Annotated in this window: 13 protein-coding genes; 4 read left to right on the top strand and 9 right to left on the bottom strand. The window is 64.3% G+C overall.

Features of this window, described 5'->3' with window-relative positions:
- Positions 1-10 precede the first annotated feature (10 nt).
- Positions 11-3,079, bottom strand: a complete 3,069-nt coding sequence (gene fdnG, locus NCR38_RS19355; protein WP_143756321.1) for a formate dehydrogenase-N subunit alpha — start codon at positions 3,077-3,079, stop codon at positions 11-13.
- A 224-nt stretch (positions 3,080-3,303) separates the two neighbouring features.
- On the opposite strand from fdnG, the gene NCR38_RS19360 reads away from it, so the two are divergent.
- Positions 3,304-4,647: a YhjD/YihY/BrkB family envelope integrity protein gene (locus tag NCR38_RS19360; RefSeq protein WP_061117926.1), complete on the top strand. Its 1,344-nt coding sequence runs from the start codon at positions 3,304-3,306 to the stop codon at positions 4,645-4,647.
- A gap of 321 nt (positions 4,648-4,968) precedes the next feature.
- Complete coding sequence (locus NCR38_RS19365) at positions 4,969-6,123, top strand: porin (protein WP_061117925.1); 1,155 nt, start codon at positions 4,969-4,971, stop codon at positions 6,121-6,123.
- A 109-nt stretch (positions 6,124-6,232) separates the two neighbouring features.
- Here the strand turns inward: NCR38_RS19365 and NCR38_RS19370 are convergent, their stop codons facing one another.
- The 4 genes from NCR38_RS19370 to NCR38_RS19385 all read right to left on the bottom strand — a co-directional run bounded on the left by NCR38_RS19370 (position 6,233) and on the right by NCR38_RS19385 (position 10,349).
- The gene (locus NCR38_RS19370) at positions 6,233-7,096 is read right to left on the bottom strand and encodes a proteasome-type protease (protein ID WP_086960970.1); all 864 of its coding nucleotides are present in this window, start codon (positions 7,094-7,096) and stop codon (positions 6,233-6,235) included.
- Between the two features lie 69 nt (positions 7,097-7,165).
- On the bottom strand, positions 7,166-7,963 hold the full coding sequence (locus NCR38_RS19375; protein ID WP_061117923.1) for a transglutaminase family protein: 798 nt from the start codon (positions 7,961-7,963) through the stop codon (positions 7,166-7,168).
- Positions 7,964-7,966: 3 nt separating this feature from the next.
- The gene (locus NCR38_RS19380; RefSeq protein ID WP_061117922.1) at positions 7,967-8,920 is read right to left on the bottom strand and encodes an alpha-E domain-containing protein; all 954 of its coding nucleotides are present in this window, start codon (positions 8,918-8,920) and stop codon (positions 7,967-7,969) included.
- A 22-nt stretch (positions 8,921-8,942) separates the two neighbouring features.
- A complete protein-coding gene (locus NCR38_RS19385; protein WP_061118126.1) occupies positions 8,943-10,349 on the bottom strand; it encodes a circularly permuted type 2 ATP-grasp protein in 1,407 nt (468 codons plus the stop codon).
- Between the two features lie 140 nt (positions 10,350-10,489).
- Between NCR38_RS19385 and NCR38_RS19390 the strand changes: the two genes are divergently transcribed.
- Positions 10,490-12,064 carry a 3'-5' exonuclease family protein gene (locus NCR38_RS19390; protein WP_061117921.1) on the top strand — a complete coding sequence of 525 codons (1,575 nt, stop codon included), beginning with the start codon at positions 10,490-10,492 and terminating at the stop codon, positions 12,062-12,064.
- A gap of 5 nt (positions 12,065-12,069) precedes the next feature.
- On the opposite strand, the gene NCR38_RS19395 is transcribed toward NCR38_RS19390, so the two are convergent.
- Entirely contained in the window at positions 12,070-12,813 is a 744-nt protein-coding gene (locus NCR38_RS19395; protein ID WP_250477486.1) for an SDR family oxidoreductase, read from the bottom strand.
- A gap of 114 nt (positions 12,814-12,927) precedes the next feature.
- On the opposite strand from NCR38_RS19395, the gene NCR38_RS19400 reads away from it, so the two are divergent.
- Positions 12,928-13,827 carry a LysR family transcriptional regulator gene (locus NCR38_RS19400; RefSeq protein WP_061117919.1) on the top strand — a complete coding sequence of 300 codons (900 nt, stop codon included), beginning with the start codon at positions 12,928-12,930 and terminating at the stop codon, positions 13,825-13,827.
- A gap of 114 nt (positions 13,828-13,941) precedes the next feature.
- Here the strand turns inward: NCR38_RS19400 and NCR38_RS19405 are convergent, their stop codons facing one another.
- The 3 genes from NCR38_RS19405 to NCR38_RS19415 all read right to left on the bottom strand — a co-directional run bounded on the left by NCR38_RS19405 (position 13,942) and on the right by NCR38_RS19415 (position 17,686).
- Positions 13,942-14,400, bottom strand: a complete 459-nt coding sequence (locus tag NCR38_RS19405) for an HU family DNA-binding protein (protein WP_061117918.1) — start codon at positions 14,398-14,400, stop codon at positions 13,942-13,944.
- A 221-nt stretch (positions 14,401-14,621) separates the two neighbouring features.
- Positions 14,622-15,389 (bottom strand): endonuclease/exonuclease/phosphatase family protein, encoded by a 768-nt coding sequence (locus NCR38_RS19410; protein WP_061117917.1) that lies wholly within the window; start codon positions 15,387-15,389, stop codon positions 14,622-14,624.
- A complete protein-coding gene (locus NCR38_RS19415; protein WP_061117916.1) occupies positions 15,386-17,686 on the bottom strand; it encodes a VTT domain-containing protein in 2,301 nt (766 codons plus the stop codon). The genes NCR38_RS19410 and NCR38_RS19415 overlap by 4 nt, the downstream gene beginning before the upstream one ends.
- Positions 17,687-17,785: the final 99 nt, after the last annotated feature.

Here is a 17,785-nt window from a genome sequence, read left to right on the forward strand (position 1 = left end):
CTCGTCCCCCTTATGCCTTCTCGACCTTCACGAGAAACGACTTGAACTCGGGCGTCTGCGAGTTCCCGTCGCCTACCGAAGGCGTGAGTGTGTTGACGAGATAGCCCGGCTGCGTGAGGCCCTTGAAGCCCCAGTGCAGCGGCAGGCCCACGGTGTGCACTTTCTTGCCCTCCACGGTCAGTGGCTTGATGCGTTTCGTAACGAGCGCCACCGCGACGATATGCCCGCGATTGCTCGACACCTTCACGCGATCCCCCGCGACGACGCCCACTTCCTTTGCATGCTCCTCGCCGATCTCCACGAACTGCTGCGGCTGCACGATCGCGTTCAGGCGCGCGTGCTTGGTCCAGTAGTGGAAGTGCTCGGTGAGCCGGTACGTGGTCGCCGTGTTCGGGAACTTGTCTGCCGTGCCGAACGCGGCGCGATCGTCCGCGAATACGCGCGCGGCCGGATTGCTCGTCACCGCCTTGTTGTCCGGGAAGAACGGGTTGTAGCCGAGCGGCGTCTCGAACGGCTCGTAATGCGCGGGGAACGGCCCTTCGTTCATGCCGTCGCGCGCGAAGAAACGCGCGACGCCTTCCGGATTCATGATGAAGGGGCTCATGCCCTTGTCCGGCGGCTCGTCGACCTTGAAGTCGGGGATGTCCGAGCCCGTCCATGCGCGCCCGTTCCACGCGACGAGCTTTCTCGACGGATCGAACGGCTTGCCGTTCACATCGCACGATGCGCGGTTGTACAGCACGCGCCGGTTCGCCGGCCACGCCCACGCCCAGCCGAGCGTCTGGCCGATGCCGGTCGGGTCGGAGTTGTCGCGCCGGCCCATCTGGTTGCCCGCCTGCGTCCATGAGCCGCAGAAGATCCAGCAGCCGCTCGCGGTCGAGCCGTCGTCGCGCAGTTGCGCAAAGCTCGCGAGCTGCTCGCCGCGTTTTGCGAGCACTTTCGTCTGATCGGCGGGATCGGTGACGTCGGCAAGCGCGCGGCCGTTGAACTCCATCGCGATCTCTTCGGGCGTCGGGCTCTCCGGGTCCGCATACGGCCAGGTCATCTTCAGGATCGGGTCGGGATACTTGCCGCCCTTTTCCTGATAGGCCTTTCGCATGCGCAGCCACAGACCCGACATGATTTCGAGATCGCTCCTCGCCTCGCCCGGCGGCGTCGTGCCCTGCCAGTGCCATTGCAGCACGCGCGACGAGCTCACGAGCGAGCCGCGCTCTTCCGCGAAGCAGCTTGTCGGCAGACGGAAAACTTCTGTCTGGATCTTCGATGCATCGACATCGTTGAATTCACCGTGGTTCTTCCAGAACTCCGACGTTTCCGTCGCGAGCGGATCCATGATGACGAGCCACTTCAGCTTCGACAGGCCAAGGCCGATCTTCGCCTTGTTCGGCGCGGCCGCGAGCGGATTGAAGCCCTGGCAGATATAGCCGTTCATCTTGCCCGCGGCCATCAGTTCGAAGACCTGCAGCATGTCGTAGGACTTGTCGAGCTTCGGCAGGTAGTCGAACCCGAAGTTGTTGTCGGCCGTCGCGTTGTCGCCCCACCACGACTTCATGAAGCTCACGTGGAACGCGCGGTAGTTCTTCCAGTAGCTCAACTGGTTCGGCCGCAGTGGCTGCGCCGCGCGTTTCTTGATGTACTCCTCGTACTCCTGTTCGCCTTCCATCGGCAAGGTCATGTAGCCGGGCAGCAGGTTCGACATCAGGCCGAGGTCCGTCAGGCCCTGAATGTTCGAATGCCCGCGCAGCGCATTCATGCCGCCGCCCGCAATGCCGATATTGCCGAGCAGAAGCTGCACCATCGCGCCCGTTCGGATCATCTGCGCGCCGACCGAGTGATGCGTCCAGCCGAGCGCATAGAGGATCGTGCCCGCGCGATTGGGCGCGGCGGTCGTCGCGAGCATCTCGCAGACCTTGAGGAACTTGTCGGTCGGAGTGCCGCAGACTTTCGTCACCATCTCCGGCGTGTAGGCGGCGTAGTGCTGCTTGAGCAGGTTGTAGACGCAGCGCGGATGCTGCAACGTCGGATCGGTCTTGACGTAACCGTCCTCGCCGCGCTCGTAGTCCCAGCTCGACTTGTCGTACTTGCGATGTTCGGCGTCGTAGCCCGAGAACACGCCGTCCTTGAACGCGAAGTCCTCGCGCACGATGAACGACATGTCCGTGTAGTTCTTCACGTACTCGTGCTGGATCTTGTCGTTCGTGAGCAGATAGTTGATGACGCCGCCCAGGAACGCGATGTCCGTGCCGGTGCGAATCGGCGCGTAGAAATCCGCGACCGATGCCGTGCGCGTGAAGCGCGGATCCACCACGATGAGCCGCGCACGACGATGCGCCTTTGCCTCGGTCACCCACTTGAAGCCGCACGGGTGCGCCTCGGCCGCATTGCCGCCCATCACGAGAATCAGGTCCGTGTTCTTGATGTCGACCCAATGGTTCGTCATCGCTCCACGGCCAAACGTCGGGGCAAGACCTGCCACCGTCGGGCCATGTCAGACACGCGCCTGATTATCGAATGCGAGCATCCCCCAACTGCGCACGGTCTTGTGCGTCAGATAGCCGACCTCGTTGCTCGCCGCCGACGCCGCGAGAAAGCCCGAAGTCAGCCACCGGTTGACCTTCTTGCCGTCGGGCGTCGTCTCGACGAAATTCGCGTCGCGATCTTCCTTGAGAAGCACGGCGATGCGGTCGAGCGCCTCGTCCCACGAGATGCGCTTCCACTCGTTCGACCCGGGCGCGCGATGCTCGGGATACAGCAGCCGGCTCGGGCTATGAATGAAGTCGATGAGCGAGGCGCCTTTCGGGCAGAGCGTGCCGCGATTGACGGGATGATCCGGATCGCCTTCGATATGGATGATGCTCGGCTTGGCGTTCTTGGCGTTGTCGCCCAGGCCGTACATAAGAATGCCGCACCCGACTGAACAGTACGGGCAGGTATTGCGCGTTTCCGTGGTGCGCGACAGTTTGTATTGCCGGACTTCGGCGAGCGCGGGTGCCGGAGAAAAGCCCATTGCCACCAGGCTCGAACCGGCCAGCGTGCTCGCGGAGACCTTCAGGAACTGTCGCCGTGACATCTGGAGCATGATTGCCCTCGGCGCGTCGTAAAGTGGTTTCACAAGTATATGGTGCACGATTACATCGCGCAGACAGGTTGACACGGTGTTTGCACCAATGCGCCCATTTGCCGCGCAAACCGCGCTCCTTCAGCAAGTCACGCGCCTGCGTCGGCATGCGCTGGAATGGAACGTGCTCGACGGGATGGACATCGCCGGGCATCCGCGCTCCATCACCGATTCGAGAGGTCGTCATGAGTTCCGTCTCCACGCAGAAGATCGAAGCGGCCGTGAAAAAAGACGCTTCCTGGGTCCTCGGCGCGCTCAAGCAGTTCTCGGAAAACCGCTGCGCCGCGATGGCCGCGAGCATCGCTTTCTACTCGGCGTTCTCGCTCGCGCCGACGCTCGTCATGGTCATCGCCGTCGCCGGCTGGGTGTTCGGGCCCGAAGCCGCGCGCGGGCAGCTCTTTCATCAGGTGAACGGACTCCTCGGCGATCAGGCGGCCGCCGGCGTGCAGAGCATCGTCGAGAATGCGCATCGCAGCGGCGGAACGGGCATCGCCGCGATCATTTCGTTCGTGCTGCTGGCGGTCGGCGCGTCGGCGACGTTTTCATCGCTTAATACGGCGCTCAACATCGTCTGGCCGATGAGCGGCGAGCAGCGCTCCAGCGTCATTGCGATGGTGCGCGTGCGGCTCGTATCGTTCGGGCTCGTGCTCGGCGTCGCGTTCCTGCTGATCGTCTCGCTCGTGCTCGACACCGCGATTCAGGCCGTCGGCATGTGGCTGTGGGCGAATTCGCCGTTCGTGATCATCGGCGATGTCGTGCAGCTCGCCGTCGGCCTCGCGATTCTCACGGTCGCGTTCGGCGCGTTGCTGAAGTTTTTGCCCGACGCGCCGGTGGAGTGGCGTGATGCGCTCGTGGGCGGGCTCGTCGCCGCGCTGCTGTTTTCGGCGGGCAAGAAACTCTTCGCGCTGTATCTCACGCACGCGGGTACGGCGAGCGCGTTCGGCGCGGCCGGATCGCTCGCGGTGCTCCTGATGTGGCTGTACTTCTCCGCCGCCGTGCTCTTGCTCGGCGCGGAGTTTTCGGCGGCGCGCGCGCGTCTGCACGATCCGCGCGGCGCGTGGGGACAACAGAACAACGGCCGCGTGCCGCCCGGAAGCCGCGCGAAGATCGGCTCGATGCTCGCCGCCTCGACGCGCACCGCGGGGCCGGTGACCGCCAGCGCGTCGACGGTTGCGCCGGTTACGCCAGCGAGCGCTCGCGCGGACGCGCCGGTCACAGCAGGCGCGCGTCGCGCGATCGGTGCGCGCGCCCAGCACGCGCAGCAACTGACGGGACAGGCGCGCAAGAAGGTATCCGCCGTGACGCGGGCGCTGGAGTTGTCGCGCAAGCTCGCGCGGGCGGAATCGACCGCCACGCGCGTCACCGCACACGCGATGGTCGGGGCGGGCCGCAAGGCGTCGCATGCCAACGCGGCGGTGCGGCGGCATCCGTGGCGCGCGGTGCTCGTTGCAGCCGGCGCGGGCATGGCGCTCGCGCTGTTGTCGCGGCGCGACGCTGCGCCGGCGGACGACGCAGACGTTCGAAACTGATCCTCTGACGGCGCAGCACCGCTGTCCATCGAATCCGAAAAATCGCGTGTCGAAAAAGCGCTTTGTTATTTGAAACGCGCGTAATCGAATATCGACGCTAAAAATCACAGATTCGAACGTGCGATTCGGCGCGGAACTTTTCCGAGGCCCGCCTGTCTCCCGAAATTCGCTTTGAGATCCCCGCAGACCCTTTACAGGCGGGCATCCGACCAGACTGTGTGTTTTTCGAGACAGTCAATATTTTTTCGTTTCTTAAGTTACGAAACGTTGCGTTATTCTCTGCGCCGGCAACAACGATTAATCATTCGCGTGGAGAATTCGATGAAACGAATCGCACTGACGTCCCTCTCGCTGGCGCTTCTCGGCGCAGCAGGCGCGGCACAAGCACAAAGCAGCGTCACCCTCTATGGCGTGATCGATACCGGTCTCGCGTATGTGAGCCATGCCAACACTGATGGCGACCATCTCTTCGGCATGGTCAACGGCACGCTGTCCGGCCCGCGTTGGGGCTTGAAGGGTCAGGAAGACCTCGGCGGCGGCCTGAAGGCGATCTTCCAGTTGGAAAGCGGCTTCGATCCGGGCACGGGCCAGTCGAACCAGGGCGGTCGCCTGTTCGGCCGTCAAGCGTTCGTCGGTTTGAGCGGCAACCAGTGGGGTACGGTCACGTTGGGTCGTCAGTATGATCCGTCCGTCGACATGGTTCAGGGCCTCACGGGCGACAACTACTGGGGCGCAGCGTTCGCTACGCCGGGCGACGTCGACAACTACGACAACAGCCTGCGCGTGAGCAACGCCGTCAAGTACGTGTCGCCGGTGTTCGGTGGCTTCCAGTTCGAAGGCATCTACGGCTTCAGCAATCTGGCTGGCACGACCGGCCAGGGCCAGACCTGGGGCGGCGCAGCGACGTACGGCAACGGTCCGTTCTCGATCGCGGCCAGCTACCTGTACGTGAACAACCCGAGCGCAAACCGCGCGACCGGCTGGAACAGCCCGTCGTCGGATTCGCTGTTCAACACGGTGATCAACGCCGGCTACGATACGGCCCACGCGGTCGGAATCGCGCGCGGTGCTGGCCAGTACGTGTTCGGTGCGTTCACGGTCGGTGCTTCGTACAGCTTCGCGCAGTACAAGAACGACGGCAACTCGGCGTTCACGGAACAAGAGAAGTTCAACGTGGCCAACGGCTACGTGAACTTCCAGCTGACGCCGGCTACGCTGCTCGGCCTGGGCTACACGTACACGCACGCCAGCGGCGACACCTCGGCGAACTACCACCAGGTCAGCCTGGGTGCCGACTACTCGCTGTCGAAGCGCACCGACGTGTACGCTGTCGGCGCCTATCAGCACGCGAGCGGCACGCAGCGCAACGCTGACGGCACGACGCAAGACGCGCAAGCTTCGATCAGCGACTTCGGTTTTGCCAGCGGCCGCAACCACCAGGAACTGGTGCTCATCGGTCTGCGCCACAAGTTCTAAGAACAACCGACTGGCGCGGCACGCAAGTGCCGCGTCGGAGGATCGCAGTACCCTCGAACAGCCATCGGTTTTCCGATGGCTGTTTTTTTATGTGCTCGCGAATGTGACGTCAGAGTTGCGGCGCGTTGCCCTTTTCGACGTCTTCCGCGAGCGTCTGCGCGGGCGCGCCCGGGCAAGGCAGGTCCCCGATGACGAGCCGCGGCACCGTGCTGCGCGTTTCGCGCGGGCGCAGCGGCACGTTGTCGAGTTCGGTCCAGGAAGGGTTCGGAATCTCGCCGAAGAGCTGCCTCAGACGCTCGCCCCACGTCTTGTTGATCATCTGGTAGTAGGCGCTGTTGTTGTCGAGCGTGGCGAAGCGCGTGACGCGCAGCGAGTCCTTTTCATAGACCAGCAGGTCGAGCGGCAGACCGACCGAAAGATTCGAGCGCAATGTCGAATCCATCGAAATGAGCGCGCATTTCGCGGCTTCGTCGAGCGGCGATGTGGGCGTGATGACGCGGTCGATGATCGGCTTGCCGTACTTCGATTCGCCGATCTGAAAATACGGCGACACGCGCGTCGATTCGATGAAATTGCCCGCCGCATAAATCATGAAAAGACGCGGCGGCTGGCCGCAAATCTGTCCGCCGAGAATGAAGCTGCAATTGAAGTCGACGCTGAATTCCGCGAGCGACAGCGCATCGCGCCGATGCACCTCCCGCACCGCATCGCCGACGATGCGCGCCGCTTCCGCCATCGTCGGGACGCTGTAGAGCGTAGGCGCGGCGGGATCGGACGGCTCCGCGAGCAGATGCGTCACCGCCTGTGTCAGCGCAAGATTGCCGGCCGCGAGCAGGACGATCACGCGCTCTCCCGGCTGTTCGAAAACAACCATCTTGCGCGCGGCGCTTACGTGGTCCACGCCGGCGTTGGTGCGCGTGTCGGACAGGAACACGAGTCCCTCGTCCACGCACATGCCCACGCAATAAGTCATGTCGATCGATCCTGAAAAACGAGCAAACCCTCATTGTACTGAGCGCGACCGCGCGTCGCATCCGCCCGTTCACTGATCCCGGTGCGCATCGATCCCGATGTGCACCGAGAGCGTCTCCTCCTTGCCGCCCACGCGCGAGCCGCGCACCGGCGCCGCGGCCTCGTAGTCCCGGGCCACCGCGAGACGGCAATGACGCTCGCCCGCGAATGCGGCCTGCGTCGCGTCCACCGAGACCCAGCCGTGCTCCGCCCAGACATCGGTCCATGCGTGCGCGGCCACGGCCTCGGTCGCGCCCGCGTCGAAATAGCCGCTCACGCAGCGGGCGGGCACGCCTCGCGCCCGGCAGCACGCGAGCAGCAGATGCGCGAAATCGCGGGCATCGCCGAAGCCGCTCGCGAGCGCCTGCGCGGCCGTGCCCGCGGCATACGCCGGCTCGTTGCGATACTGCACGCTCTCGCCGATGCGCTCCGCCAGCGCGATGAGCGACGCCGGCGTATCGAGCGACGGCACGCGATGCGCGAGCGCGCGGATCGCGGCATCGGGCATCGTCAGCGGCGTCGCGCAGGTGAAATGCTCGAGCGGAATCGGTCCGGCTTCGTCGAACAGGCGGCCATCGGGCAACGCTTGCGTCACGACTTCGCCCGCCACGCTCACATGGATCTCACCGTGCGGCTTCGTCAGCACGAGCGTGTGCAACGCGTTGCCATACGCATCGCGCGCCGCATCGAGCTTGCCCGGCGCTGCGACACGCCAGTGCCGCACGAGCTGCGACGCGCCGCTTGCCGGCGTCACACGAAACTGCTGGATCGAATACGTGACCGGCGTGGCGTAGCGGTAGCGGATGTCGTGGCGTATGGTCAGCAGCATGATTCACGCAATGGGCAACATGAGGAAGGTGTGCATCACGCGCAGGCCGAGTTCATCGACGCGCTTCAGAAACTGCGTGAGCCACGCGTGCACGCCCGTCTCCAGAATCAGCCGGATGTCGGAGTACAGCACGTCCGCGCGCAGCTTGCCCGCGAAGCGCTCGCATTCCTTCGACGCATCCGTGCGCAGCTTCGCGAGCGTCTCGCAGACGCCGTCGAGCGATGCGAGCAGCGAGCGCGGCATCTGCTCGTTGAGAATCAGAAGTTCGACGACGCGCGTCGGCGTCACGACATCGCGATACACCTTGCGATAGATCTCGAGCGCCGACACGGAACTGAGAATCGACGTCCAGTAATAGAAGTCTTCGAGCTGGCGCGCCGCCTCGCGCGAGTTGGGCGTCGCATCGGCGAAGCGCACGTCGAGAATCCGCGCGGTGTTGTCCGCGCGCTCGAGATAGGTGCCGAGCTGCATGAAGAAGAACGCGTCGTCGCGCAGCGCGGTGCCCTGCATCACGCCGCGGCACAGATTGGAGCGGTACTTGACCCATTCGAACAGGGCATCCGGGCCCGTTTCGAGCTCCATGTTCGCGAGCCGCTGATTGAATTCGAGCCAGGTGAAGTTGATCGTTTCCCAGCCTTCCGTCGTGAGCGTGCCACGCACCGCGCGCGCGTTCTCGCGCGTCGCCTGCAGGCAGGACAGGATGCTCGACGGATTGCGCGCATCGGCGACCATGAAATGCAGCATGTCCTCGCGCGAGCGCGATCCCGGATGACGCTCGTCGAACATCTCCTCCAGCTCGGAAATCTTCAGCACCGAGCGTTGCCCGCGCGCCGCCTGCTCGGGCGTTTGCGGCAGGAGCGCGCCTTCCATGTCGATGTCGAGCATGCGCGCGGTGTTCTCCGCGCGTTCCATGTAGCGCGCCATCCAGAACAGGTGATCGGCAGTGCGGCTCAGCATGTGGTGATGTGCAGTGAGTTAGTCAATCGACCATCCACGTGTCCTTCGTCCCGCCGCCTTGCGACGAATTGACGACGAGCGAGCCTTCCCGCAGCGCGACGCGCGTGAGGCCGCCTGCGCACATCGACACCTCGCGGCCGGAAAGCACGAACGGCCGCAAGTCGATATGACGCGGCGCAATGCCCGCGTCCACGAACGTCGGACATGCGGAGAGCGCGAGCGTCGGCTGGGCGATATAGCCTTCGGGGCGCGCGAGAAGCAGCGCGCGGAACGCTTCGATCTCATCGTTCGTCGATGCCGGCCCGACGAGCATGCCGTAGCCGCCCGCGCCGTGCACTTCCTTGACGACGAGCTCCGGCAGATGCGCGAGCGTATAGGCGAGATCGTCCGCCTTGCGGCATTGATACGTCGGCACGTTGTTGAGAATCGGTTTCTCGCCGAGATAGAACTCGATCATGTCGGGCACGAACGGATAGATCGATTTGTCGTCGGCGATGCCGGTGCCCATCGCGTTCGCGAGCGTCACGCGGCCCGCGCGATACGACGTCAGCAAGCCCGGAATCCCGAGCGCCGAATCCGCGCGGAAGGCGAGCGGATCGAGAAAGTCGTCGTCCACGCGGCGATAGATCACGTCGACGCGGCGCGGCCCGTGCGTCGTGCGCATGAAGACGTAGTTGTCGTCAACGAAGAGATCCTTGCCTTCGACCAGTTCCACGCCCATTTGCTGCGCGAGGAACGTGTGCTCGAAATAGGCCGAGTTGTACATGCCGGGCGTCAGCACGACGACGGTTGGATCGTCGACGCCTTCGGGCGCGATAGAACGCAGCGTCTCGAGCAGCAAGTCGGGGTAATGCGCGACCGGCGCGACGCGATTCTGCACGAAGAGCTCGGGAAAGAGCCGCATCATCATCTTGCGGTTTTCGAGCATGTACGACACACCCGAGGGCACGCGCAGATTGTCTTCGAGCACGTAGAACTCGCCCGCCGCGCCGGCGCGCACGACATCGACGCCCGCGATATGCGCGTAGACGTCGAGCGGCACGTCCACGCCCTGCATCTCCGGCCGGTATTGCGCGTTCGTATAGACCTGCTCTGCGGGAATGCGCCCGGCGAGCACGATATCGCCGTTGTGATAGATGTCGTGCAGAAAGAAATTGAGCGCCTGCACGCGCTGCCGCAAGCCGGCTTCGAGCACGCGCCATTCGTCGCCGGGAATAATGCGCGGAATCATGTCGAAGGGAATGAGCCGCTCGGTGCCGGACAGATCGCCGTTCACCGCGAACGTGATGCCGACGCGCCGGAACAGCACGTCCGCCTCCGCGCGCTTGCGCGCGATCGTCTCAGGGCTCTGCATCGCGAGCCAGCGCGAAAACCGTGCGTAGTGACGGCGCACGGAGTCGTCCTGACGCATTTCATCGTAGATCTGCATCATTGCGTCCTTCGCGGTTTTTTCAGCGGCTTTTTCGAAGTATCGAACGAAAGCACCGGGCGCGTGCAGCTTTTTTCGCGCGCCGCGATGCTGCGGACTCGTTTGCGCTAGACTCCCGACTCATGCTCAACGTTTCATCCATGTCCGACGCGCTCGAAGACGAACCCGATTCCCTCGCCGACGCCCTGCTCGCGCGACTCGCGCGCCCGATCGTGTTCGTCGATCTGGAAACCACGGGCTCGAACGCAAACGAGGATCGCATCACCGAAATCGGCGTTGTCGAAGCGAGCACGGCCGGCATCGAGCGCTGGAGCGTGCTGGTCGATCCGGGCGTGCCGGTGCCGCCGTTCATCTCGCGCCTGACCGGCATCGAGGATTCAATGCTGCGCGGCCAGCCGAGCTTCGAATCGCTCGCGCCCGCGCTCGCCGAGCGCCTTCACGGCAAGCTCTTCGTCGCGCACAACGCGCGCTTCGACTACGGCTTTCTCAAGAACGAATTCCGGCGCGCGGGCATCGCGTTTCGCGCGGATACGCTGTGCACGGTGAGACTGTCGCGCGCGCTGTTTCCATCGGTCGAGCGGCATGGTCTCGATGCGCTCATCGCGCGGTTGAATCTCGCGCCGGAAGGACGCCATCGCGCGCTCGCCGATGCCGATCTCCTGTGGCAGTTCTGGCAGAAGATTCACGCGCTCTATCCGCAGGATCTCGTCGATGCCGCCATCAAGACGCTGGTCCGTCGCGCGAGCTTGCCCGCCGCGCTGCCCGAAGGCGCGCTCGACGCGCTGCCATCGACGCCCGGCGTCTACCTCTTTCACGGCGACGACGACGTCCCGCTCTATGTCGGCAAGAGCATCAACCTGAAACAGCGCGTCGCAGCCCATTTTTCGGGCGATCACAGGCTTCAGAAAGACTTGTCGATTTCACAGGCCATCAGGCGCATCGAATGCCGGGAGACGGTCGGAGAGCTCGGCGCGCTGCTGCTCGAAGCGAAGCTCGTGAAGGCATTGAAGCCGACGCACAACCGCTTGCTCAAGGGCGCCTCGGGCACGTGCGCGTGGCAATGGCTGCCGGGCGCGAGCGCGCCGACGCTCCTGAAGGCGAACCGGCGCGATCTGTCGCGCGAGGACCATCTCTTCGGCGTGTTCGCATCGCGGGCGAAGGCACTTGCATTCATGCGCCATATCGCCGACGAGCACACGCTCTGTCACGCGACGCTCGGACTCGAAAAAGCGCCGCTGTCGCGCGGTCGCGGCTGCTTCGGCTATCAGGTGAAACGCTGCCTCGGATCGTGTGCGGGAATCGAAGCACTTGCGGATCACGCGGCGCGCGCGCTCGCCGCAATCGAGCACGCACGCCTCGTGAAATGGCCGCATGAAGGGCCGATCGCCGTCGCCGAGCGCGACGAACAAACGGGCCGCGAGGCGTGGCACGTGATCGATCGATGGTGTTATGTCGGCACATGCGCGACGCGCGCCGACATCGCCCCGCTGCTCGCCGATGCAGTGGAAATGCGCCCTTTCGATGCCGACGTGTACAGCCTGATCGCGAAGCGTCTTGCAACCGGACAACTCACGTGGATCGCCTGCGATGCGCGGCCGGCGTTTCATCTCGTCGTTCAAGATGCGCCGGCGCGTGCAGTCGTCGCCACACAGCAGACGAAACGCGCGATGAAGCCGCGCGCCATCGCCGCCGATCAGTTCGCCCTGACGTTCTAGACGTTTCAGGCGATGCCGCCGTTCGCGCGCAGCACTTGCCCGTTGACCCAACCGGCATCCGGCCCGACGAGAAACGCGACGACCGACGCGATATCGTCCGGCTGACCGAGTCTTTCCAGCGGCGCCATCTTCGAGAACGTGGCGATCTGTTCGTCGGTCTTGCCGTCGAGGAAGAGCGACGTCGCCACCGGCCCCGGCGCGACCGCGTTCACCGTGATGCCGCGCCCGCGCAATTCCTTCGCGAACACATGCGTGAACGATTCGACCGCGGCCTTCGTCGCGTTGTAGATCGCATAGCCCGGCATGTTGAGCGCGAGCGTCGTGCTCGAAAAATTGACGATACGCCCGCCGCCGTTCATGCGCGCCGCCGCTTCGCGAAGCGTGTTGAACGTGCCGCGCACGTTGATGCCGAAGGTCTTGTCGTAGAGCGCGTCGCTCGTGTCGGCGAGTGGCGTGGTCGTCAGCACGCCGGCGTTGTTGATCAGCGCGTCGACCGGGCCGAGTTCCGCTTCGACGGTCTCGAACATACGGCGCACGTCGTCGGGTCTGGCAACATCCGCCTTCACCGCGATCGATGCGCTGCCTGCTTCGCGCAATTCGGCAACGAGCGCATCCGCTTCCTTCGCGCTCGCCGCATAGTTCACCGCAACCGCGAAGCCGTCGCGTGCGAGACGCCGTGCGATCTGCGCGCCGATGCCGCGCGACGCACCCGTGACGATGGCAACGCGCTTCGAATCGATCTGATTCATGATGTGCTCCCAAAGTAAGCTGTTCGATGGCAAGCATGATGAATCATTCCGTTTCCGCGATCATCGCGTGTGGCTTAGTATCATCGTTCCAGTTGCTTCAACAATCTCGAGCCCATGGATCGATTCCAGGAAATGCAGGTATTCGTGCGTATCGCGGAGCGGCACAGCTTCACGCAGGCCGCCGACGATTTGCAGATACCGCGTGCCACCGTCACCAATCTGATGAAGCGCATGGAAGAGCGGCTCGGCGCGCGCCTGCTCGAACGCACGACGCGCACGGTGCGCCTCACGCATGATGGCGAAGAGCACTATCGGCGTTGCGTGCGTCTGATCGCGGATCTCGAAGAAGCGGAAGGCTCGTTCAGACATGCGGAGCCGAAGGGCATGTTGCGTGTGAATCTGCAAGGCACGCTCGCGCGGCACTTCGTCATGCCGGGACTGCCTGCGTTTCTCGAACGGCATAAGCAGATCGAACTGCACATCGGAGAGGACGACAGACTCGTCGATCTCGTGCGCGAAGGCGTCGACTGCGTTTTGCGCGCGGGCACGTTGCAGGATTCGTCGATGATCGGCCGGCGCGTCGCGCTGCTCGAACAGGTGACCGTCGCGAGTCCCGCGTATCTCGCGCGTGAAGGCGTGCCGGACGATCTCGCAGCGCTCGCGTCGCATCGCGCGGTGAATTTCGTGTCGAGTGCGACGGGCCGCGCGCTGCCGCTGGAATTCACCGTCGATGAGCGTATCGAGACCATCGAATTGAGAGCGGCGATGTCGGTGTCGGGCGTCGAACTTTATACGCAAGCGGCTATCGCGGGGCTCGGCATCGTTCAGGTGCCGCGCTATCACATCGACGATGCGCTCGCCCATGGCCGCCTGCAAGTCGTGCTCCCAGACCTTGCCCCTCCACCGATGCCGGTCTCCGTGCTCTATCCGCATAACCGTCAGCTCTCCGCGCGCGTACGGGTTTTCGCGGATTGGTTGGGCGAGATCTTCGCTCCATTCAACGTGCGCGGCTGATCAAAACCGCGAAAGCAAAAGAGGCCAGCATCCCGATGAAGGGAAGCTGGCCTCTTTTTCATCGCGCTTCGATTTCGCCAACGAAACCGAAGCCACAACGCCGGCTGACGAAACTTAAGCCGCGGCGTCCTTCAGCTTCTTCAGCGCGCGCGCCTTGATGCGAACGCTTGCCGGCTTGGCCGGGAACCAGCGCTCCTCACCCGTGAACGGGTCCTTGCCGAAGCGCTTCTTCTTAGCCGGCACGGCTTGCGCGGAGATCTTCAGCAGACCCGACAGCGTGAATTCGCCAGCGCCCTTCTTGTGGATCGAACCGAGGATGGTGTCTTCCAGCGCGACCAGCACGGCCTTCACCGCCTTCAGGTCGACGGCGGCGCGGTCTGCAAGGTGCGTCGCGAGCGATGCCTTCGTGAACGTATCCTTGATCGGCGAGGGAGCGCCCGTGGTCTTCTTCGCGGCTACTTTCTTCGCGGCAACCTTCGGTGCTGCAGCTTTCTTCGCCGGTGCGGCGGCGGTCTTCGCCGTGGCCTTCTTGGCCGGGACCTTCTTTGCAGCGGTTTTAGCGGAAGTCGGCATGTTTCTCCTACCTGTTTTTTGGTCAGTGATATTCGAATACGTTCGCACCGATGCGTTCGTATCACGCCGGATTCTACATAGGCCAAGCGAGTTCGTGCGAGTCTTTTGCGCTTTTGTATCGTTTTTATAGGGGTTTTTCGTGGCGCGGCGCTGACACGTGCGTCATGAAGGCATCGTTTGCGATGTGCTTCGCTGCGTTTGCGTTGCACACGTCATGCGTTTTAGCGCTGCATGGACGATGCAAACGCACGATGCGCGATATGCGCGATGAGCGGATAGTGATCGGAAGCGATGCGCGACAGCCGTGTGCGATGCACGTCGACACGCATGAGGCGCTCGCCCGGATGCACCCAGATGCGATCGAGCGCGAAGAGCGGATAGCGCGTCGGAAAGGTGCGCAACGCACTCGCGCGATGAAAGTGCGTGACGAGACGCCGCAATGTCCGGCCATACACGAACCATTCGTTCAGATCGCCGAGCAGGATCACGGGCAGCGCGGGGGTATCGAAGTTCTGCAACACCAGCTCCACTTGCGCACGCCTTTCGCTGGATGCAAGTCCGAGATGCGTCGCGACTACACGCCATAGTTCGCCGCCGCAGTCGATGTCGGCGTCGAGCGCGCCGCGCGGCTCGCGGCTTCTGAACGACAGATCGAGTGTACGCACCGCGCGCACCGGATAGCGGGTGAGCACCGCGTTGCCGTAACGGCGCTCGGGCGTGTCGAGCGTCGGGCCGGCGACAGCATGCAGGTTCGTCATGCGTTGCAGCACATCGAGCACATCGGGTGAGCCGTTGCCGCCGAGCGGCACTTCCTGCAACGCGAAGATGTCCGCATCGATCTCGGCGAGCACCTCGCCGATGCGCTCCGGCGCGAACTTGCCGTCGATGCCTATCGCGCCATGCAAGTTATACGTCGCGATACGCAACTCGCGAGCGCGGGTGTCGGCCAGGTCTTCGTTTTCTATTCCGGCTTCGTGCATCAGCGTCATTGGTTGACCTCATCGGGACGCTCGTTTCTCGACGATGCGCGCGCCGCCGCATCGCGCGGCATGGTGCCGTTCTCGCGCAGTTCGCTCGCGCGTCTGGCCTCGTCGCTTGCGCGCGGCTTGTCGGCATCGCCCGGCGCGCCTTCGTGCGTTTCCTGACGATCCGCGCGGCCGAGAAAGCGCTGCAACAGCAGCGACACGCCGATCAAGGTCGCGCCGATGCCGATCAGCACCGCGAACGAGCCGATCGTCGGCCGATGCAACGAAGCGACGAGCTGATGCGCGAACGCAACCGTCAGAAAGATGCCCGGCCCCATGCCGAGCATCGTGCCGATCATGAAATCGCGCATGCGGATATGCGATGCGCCCGCGACGAGATTGACGATCGAAAACGGCGCGACCGGCAAGAGCCGCAACACGACGACCGCGACGATGCCGCGCTTCGCGACGCGTTCGGACAGCCGGTTCACGCGCGCGCCCGCCAGCTTGCGCACCGCATCGCGCCCGAGCCAGTTGCCGAGCGAATACGAAATGGCGGCCGCGGCCATCGTGCCCAAGAACGCGTACATGCCGCCCCATGACGCGCCGAAGACGATGCCCGTAGCCGCGATGAGCAGCGTGATCGGCACCGAGACGACCGCGGCGACGACATAGCAGAGGACGATCCACAGCGGCGCGAACGGCAACGCGTCGATATGGCGCGTCGCGTTCGTGAGCGACTTCAGGTTCGCGTAATCGCCGAGCGGCGTCCAGTGCCACAGCGCCGCGAAGAGCACGATCATCAGCGCGAACCCGCCGAGCAGCGCAAAGCGTCCGATGAGCGGGCGCGTCCGCTCCGCGGGCACGAACTGATCGACGAGTTCGTCGGCGGCGATCGGCGTTTCGGGATCGATCAGCGCTTCGGGCGGAATCAGTTGATCGAGTTCGGGCGATACTTGCGGGTCGAGCGGCACCAGCGTGCGATGCGCGTCGCGCTCGCGCAGCAGCGCCTGAATCGCGGCGTTCATGCCGCCGCGTGCGTCGCGCTCGCGCACGATATCCGCGATCTCGCAGCCGAGATGCTCCGCGAGCAGCGTGTCGCGCATCGTCGCGATCGCGCGGCGGATGCGCGCGTCGGCGCCCGCGTCGATCGACACGTTGCACTCGCTGTCGAGCACCATCGAGCGATTGTTCAGGTTGGCCGAGCCGACGATCAGCAATTCATCGTCGACGATCATCAGCTTGCTGTGCACGTTGACGATCTGGTCGCCCAGATTCGGCACGCTCGGGCACAGCAGGCGATAGCGGCCGTGCGTATCGGCACGCTTGAGCAGCGTATGCAGGCGCGCACGCAGCACGCCCATCGTCACTTCCTGCAGCCAGCCACTCTGATTGCGCGGCACGACGATGGCAAGATCGGGGCCATCGTCGCGCGCGAGCGAATCGGCGAGCGCCGCGCCGACGGTGCCCGATGTGAAGTACTGGTTCTCGATATAGATGCTGCGCCGCGCCCGCGCGATGGCGTCGAGATACTGCGTGCGAATCTGCTGCACCGGTGGGCGGCCGAGATAGTCGGGCTCGGTGAGGGAGATGGCGATATCGACGTCCTCGAGATCGACACGTCGCGAAGGCGGCCACGGGTCCTGGGCAAGCGCGGCGCGATGCGCGCGGATCGCGAGTCGCTTGTCGCATGCGCGCGTCCATCGTTCGCGTGCGAGCAGGCCGATCTCGCGCGCGGCGTCGCCGTCGAACATCGTGTGGACGTCGTGGAACGGCTGATACGCCGCGCCGTTCGCATCGCGGCGCAGCGGCTCGTCCGGGGCGTGCGCGGTGGTATCCCAGCGCGAGCGCGTGAGATCGAGACCGCCGACGAACGCAAGGCGATCGTCGATCACGACGATCTTCTGATGCTGCGAGCCGCCGAGCGGATGCTTGCCGTCCATCTGGAACGCGATGCGCCGGTTCGTGCGCCAGCCCATCTTGTAGACCGGCAGCCACTCGCGCTCGAATGCATAGAGCATCGCGAAATCCCACGCGAGTATGTAGATGCGCAGCCGCCGCTTGTCGCCAGCAAGCGCGTGGAGAAAATCGCCGAGCGCTTCGGGATAGCCGTCGTCGGCGCCTTCGGGCGTGAGCTTCATGCGGCTGTCGATGTCCCAGCCGAGGATGAACACCGTGCGTTCGGCGCGCGTGAGCGCCTCGCGCAGCACGCGAAAATAATCCGCGCCGTCGATGAGCAGGCTGAAGCGATCTGCGTGACGCACGCTCGCGCAATTGCGTCCCGGCTGGAAAAACGGCTCGTCGTGGTTTGCGTGGGTCATCTGCTGTTTACAGCACTCCCGGCGAAATGACTTTCGTTTTGCAAGCACCATGCCCGCCGCGCGACGCGGTGATACGCTTCGTTGCATTTGCCGATTCCG

It is taken from the genome of Caballeronia sp. INML1 (assembly GCF_023631085.1).
In the GTDB taxonomy this organism is placed as follows: Bacteria; Pseudomonadota; Gammaproteobacteria; order Burkholderiales; family Burkholderiaceae; genus Caballeronia; species Caballeronia turbans.

Bases quoted from the DNA above. Each gene is read 5' to 3' on its own strand.
- NCR38_RS19360 (WP_061117926.1), top strand. From the start codon at position 3,304: ATGAGTTCCGTCTCCACGCAGAAGATCGAAGCGGCCGTGAAAAAAGAC.
- NCR38_RS19365 (WP_061117925.1), top strand. From the start codon at position 4,969: ATGAAACGAATCGCACTGACGTCCCTCTCGCTGGCGCTTCTCGGCGCA.
- NCR38_RS19370 (WP_086960970.1), bottom strand. From the start codon at position 7,096: ATGACTTATTGCGTGGGCATGTGCGTGGACGAGGGACTCGTGTTCCTG.
- NCR38_RS19375 (WP_061117923.1), bottom strand. From the start codon at position 7,963: ATGCTGCTGACCATACGCCACGACATCCGCTACCGCTACGCCACGCCG.
- NCR38_RS19380 (WP_061117922.1), bottom strand. From the start codon at position 8,920: ATGCTGAGCCGCACTGCCGATCACCTGTTCTGGATGGCGCGCTACATG.
- NCR38_RS19385 (WP_061118126.1), bottom strand. From the start codon at position 10,349: ATGCAGATCTACGATGAAATGCGTCAGGACGACTCCGTGCGCCGTCAC.
- NCR38_RS19390 (WP_061117921.1), top strand. From the start codon at position 10,490: ATGTCCGACGCGCTCGAAGACGAACCCGATTCCCTCGCCGACGCCCTG.
- NCR38_RS19395 (WP_250477486.1), bottom strand. From the start codon at position 12,813: ATGAATCAGATCGATTCGAAGCGCGTTGCCATCGTCACGGGTGCGTCG.
- NCR38_RS19400 (WP_061117919.1), top strand. From the start codon at position 12,928: ATGGATCGATTCCAGGAAATGCAGGTATTCGTGCGTATCGCGGAGCGG.
- NCR38_RS19405 (WP_061117918.1), bottom strand. From the start codon at position 14,400: ATGCCGACTTCCGCTAAAACCGCTGCAAAGAAGGTCCCGGCCAAGAAG.
- NCR38_RS19410 (WP_061117917.1), bottom strand. From the start codon at position 15,389: ATGACGCTGATGCACGAAGCCGGAATAGAAAACGAAGACCTGGCCGAC.
- NCR38_RS19415 (WP_061117916.1), bottom strand. From the start codon at position 17,686: ATGACCCACGCAAACCACGACGAGCCGTTTTTCCAGCCGGGACGCAAT.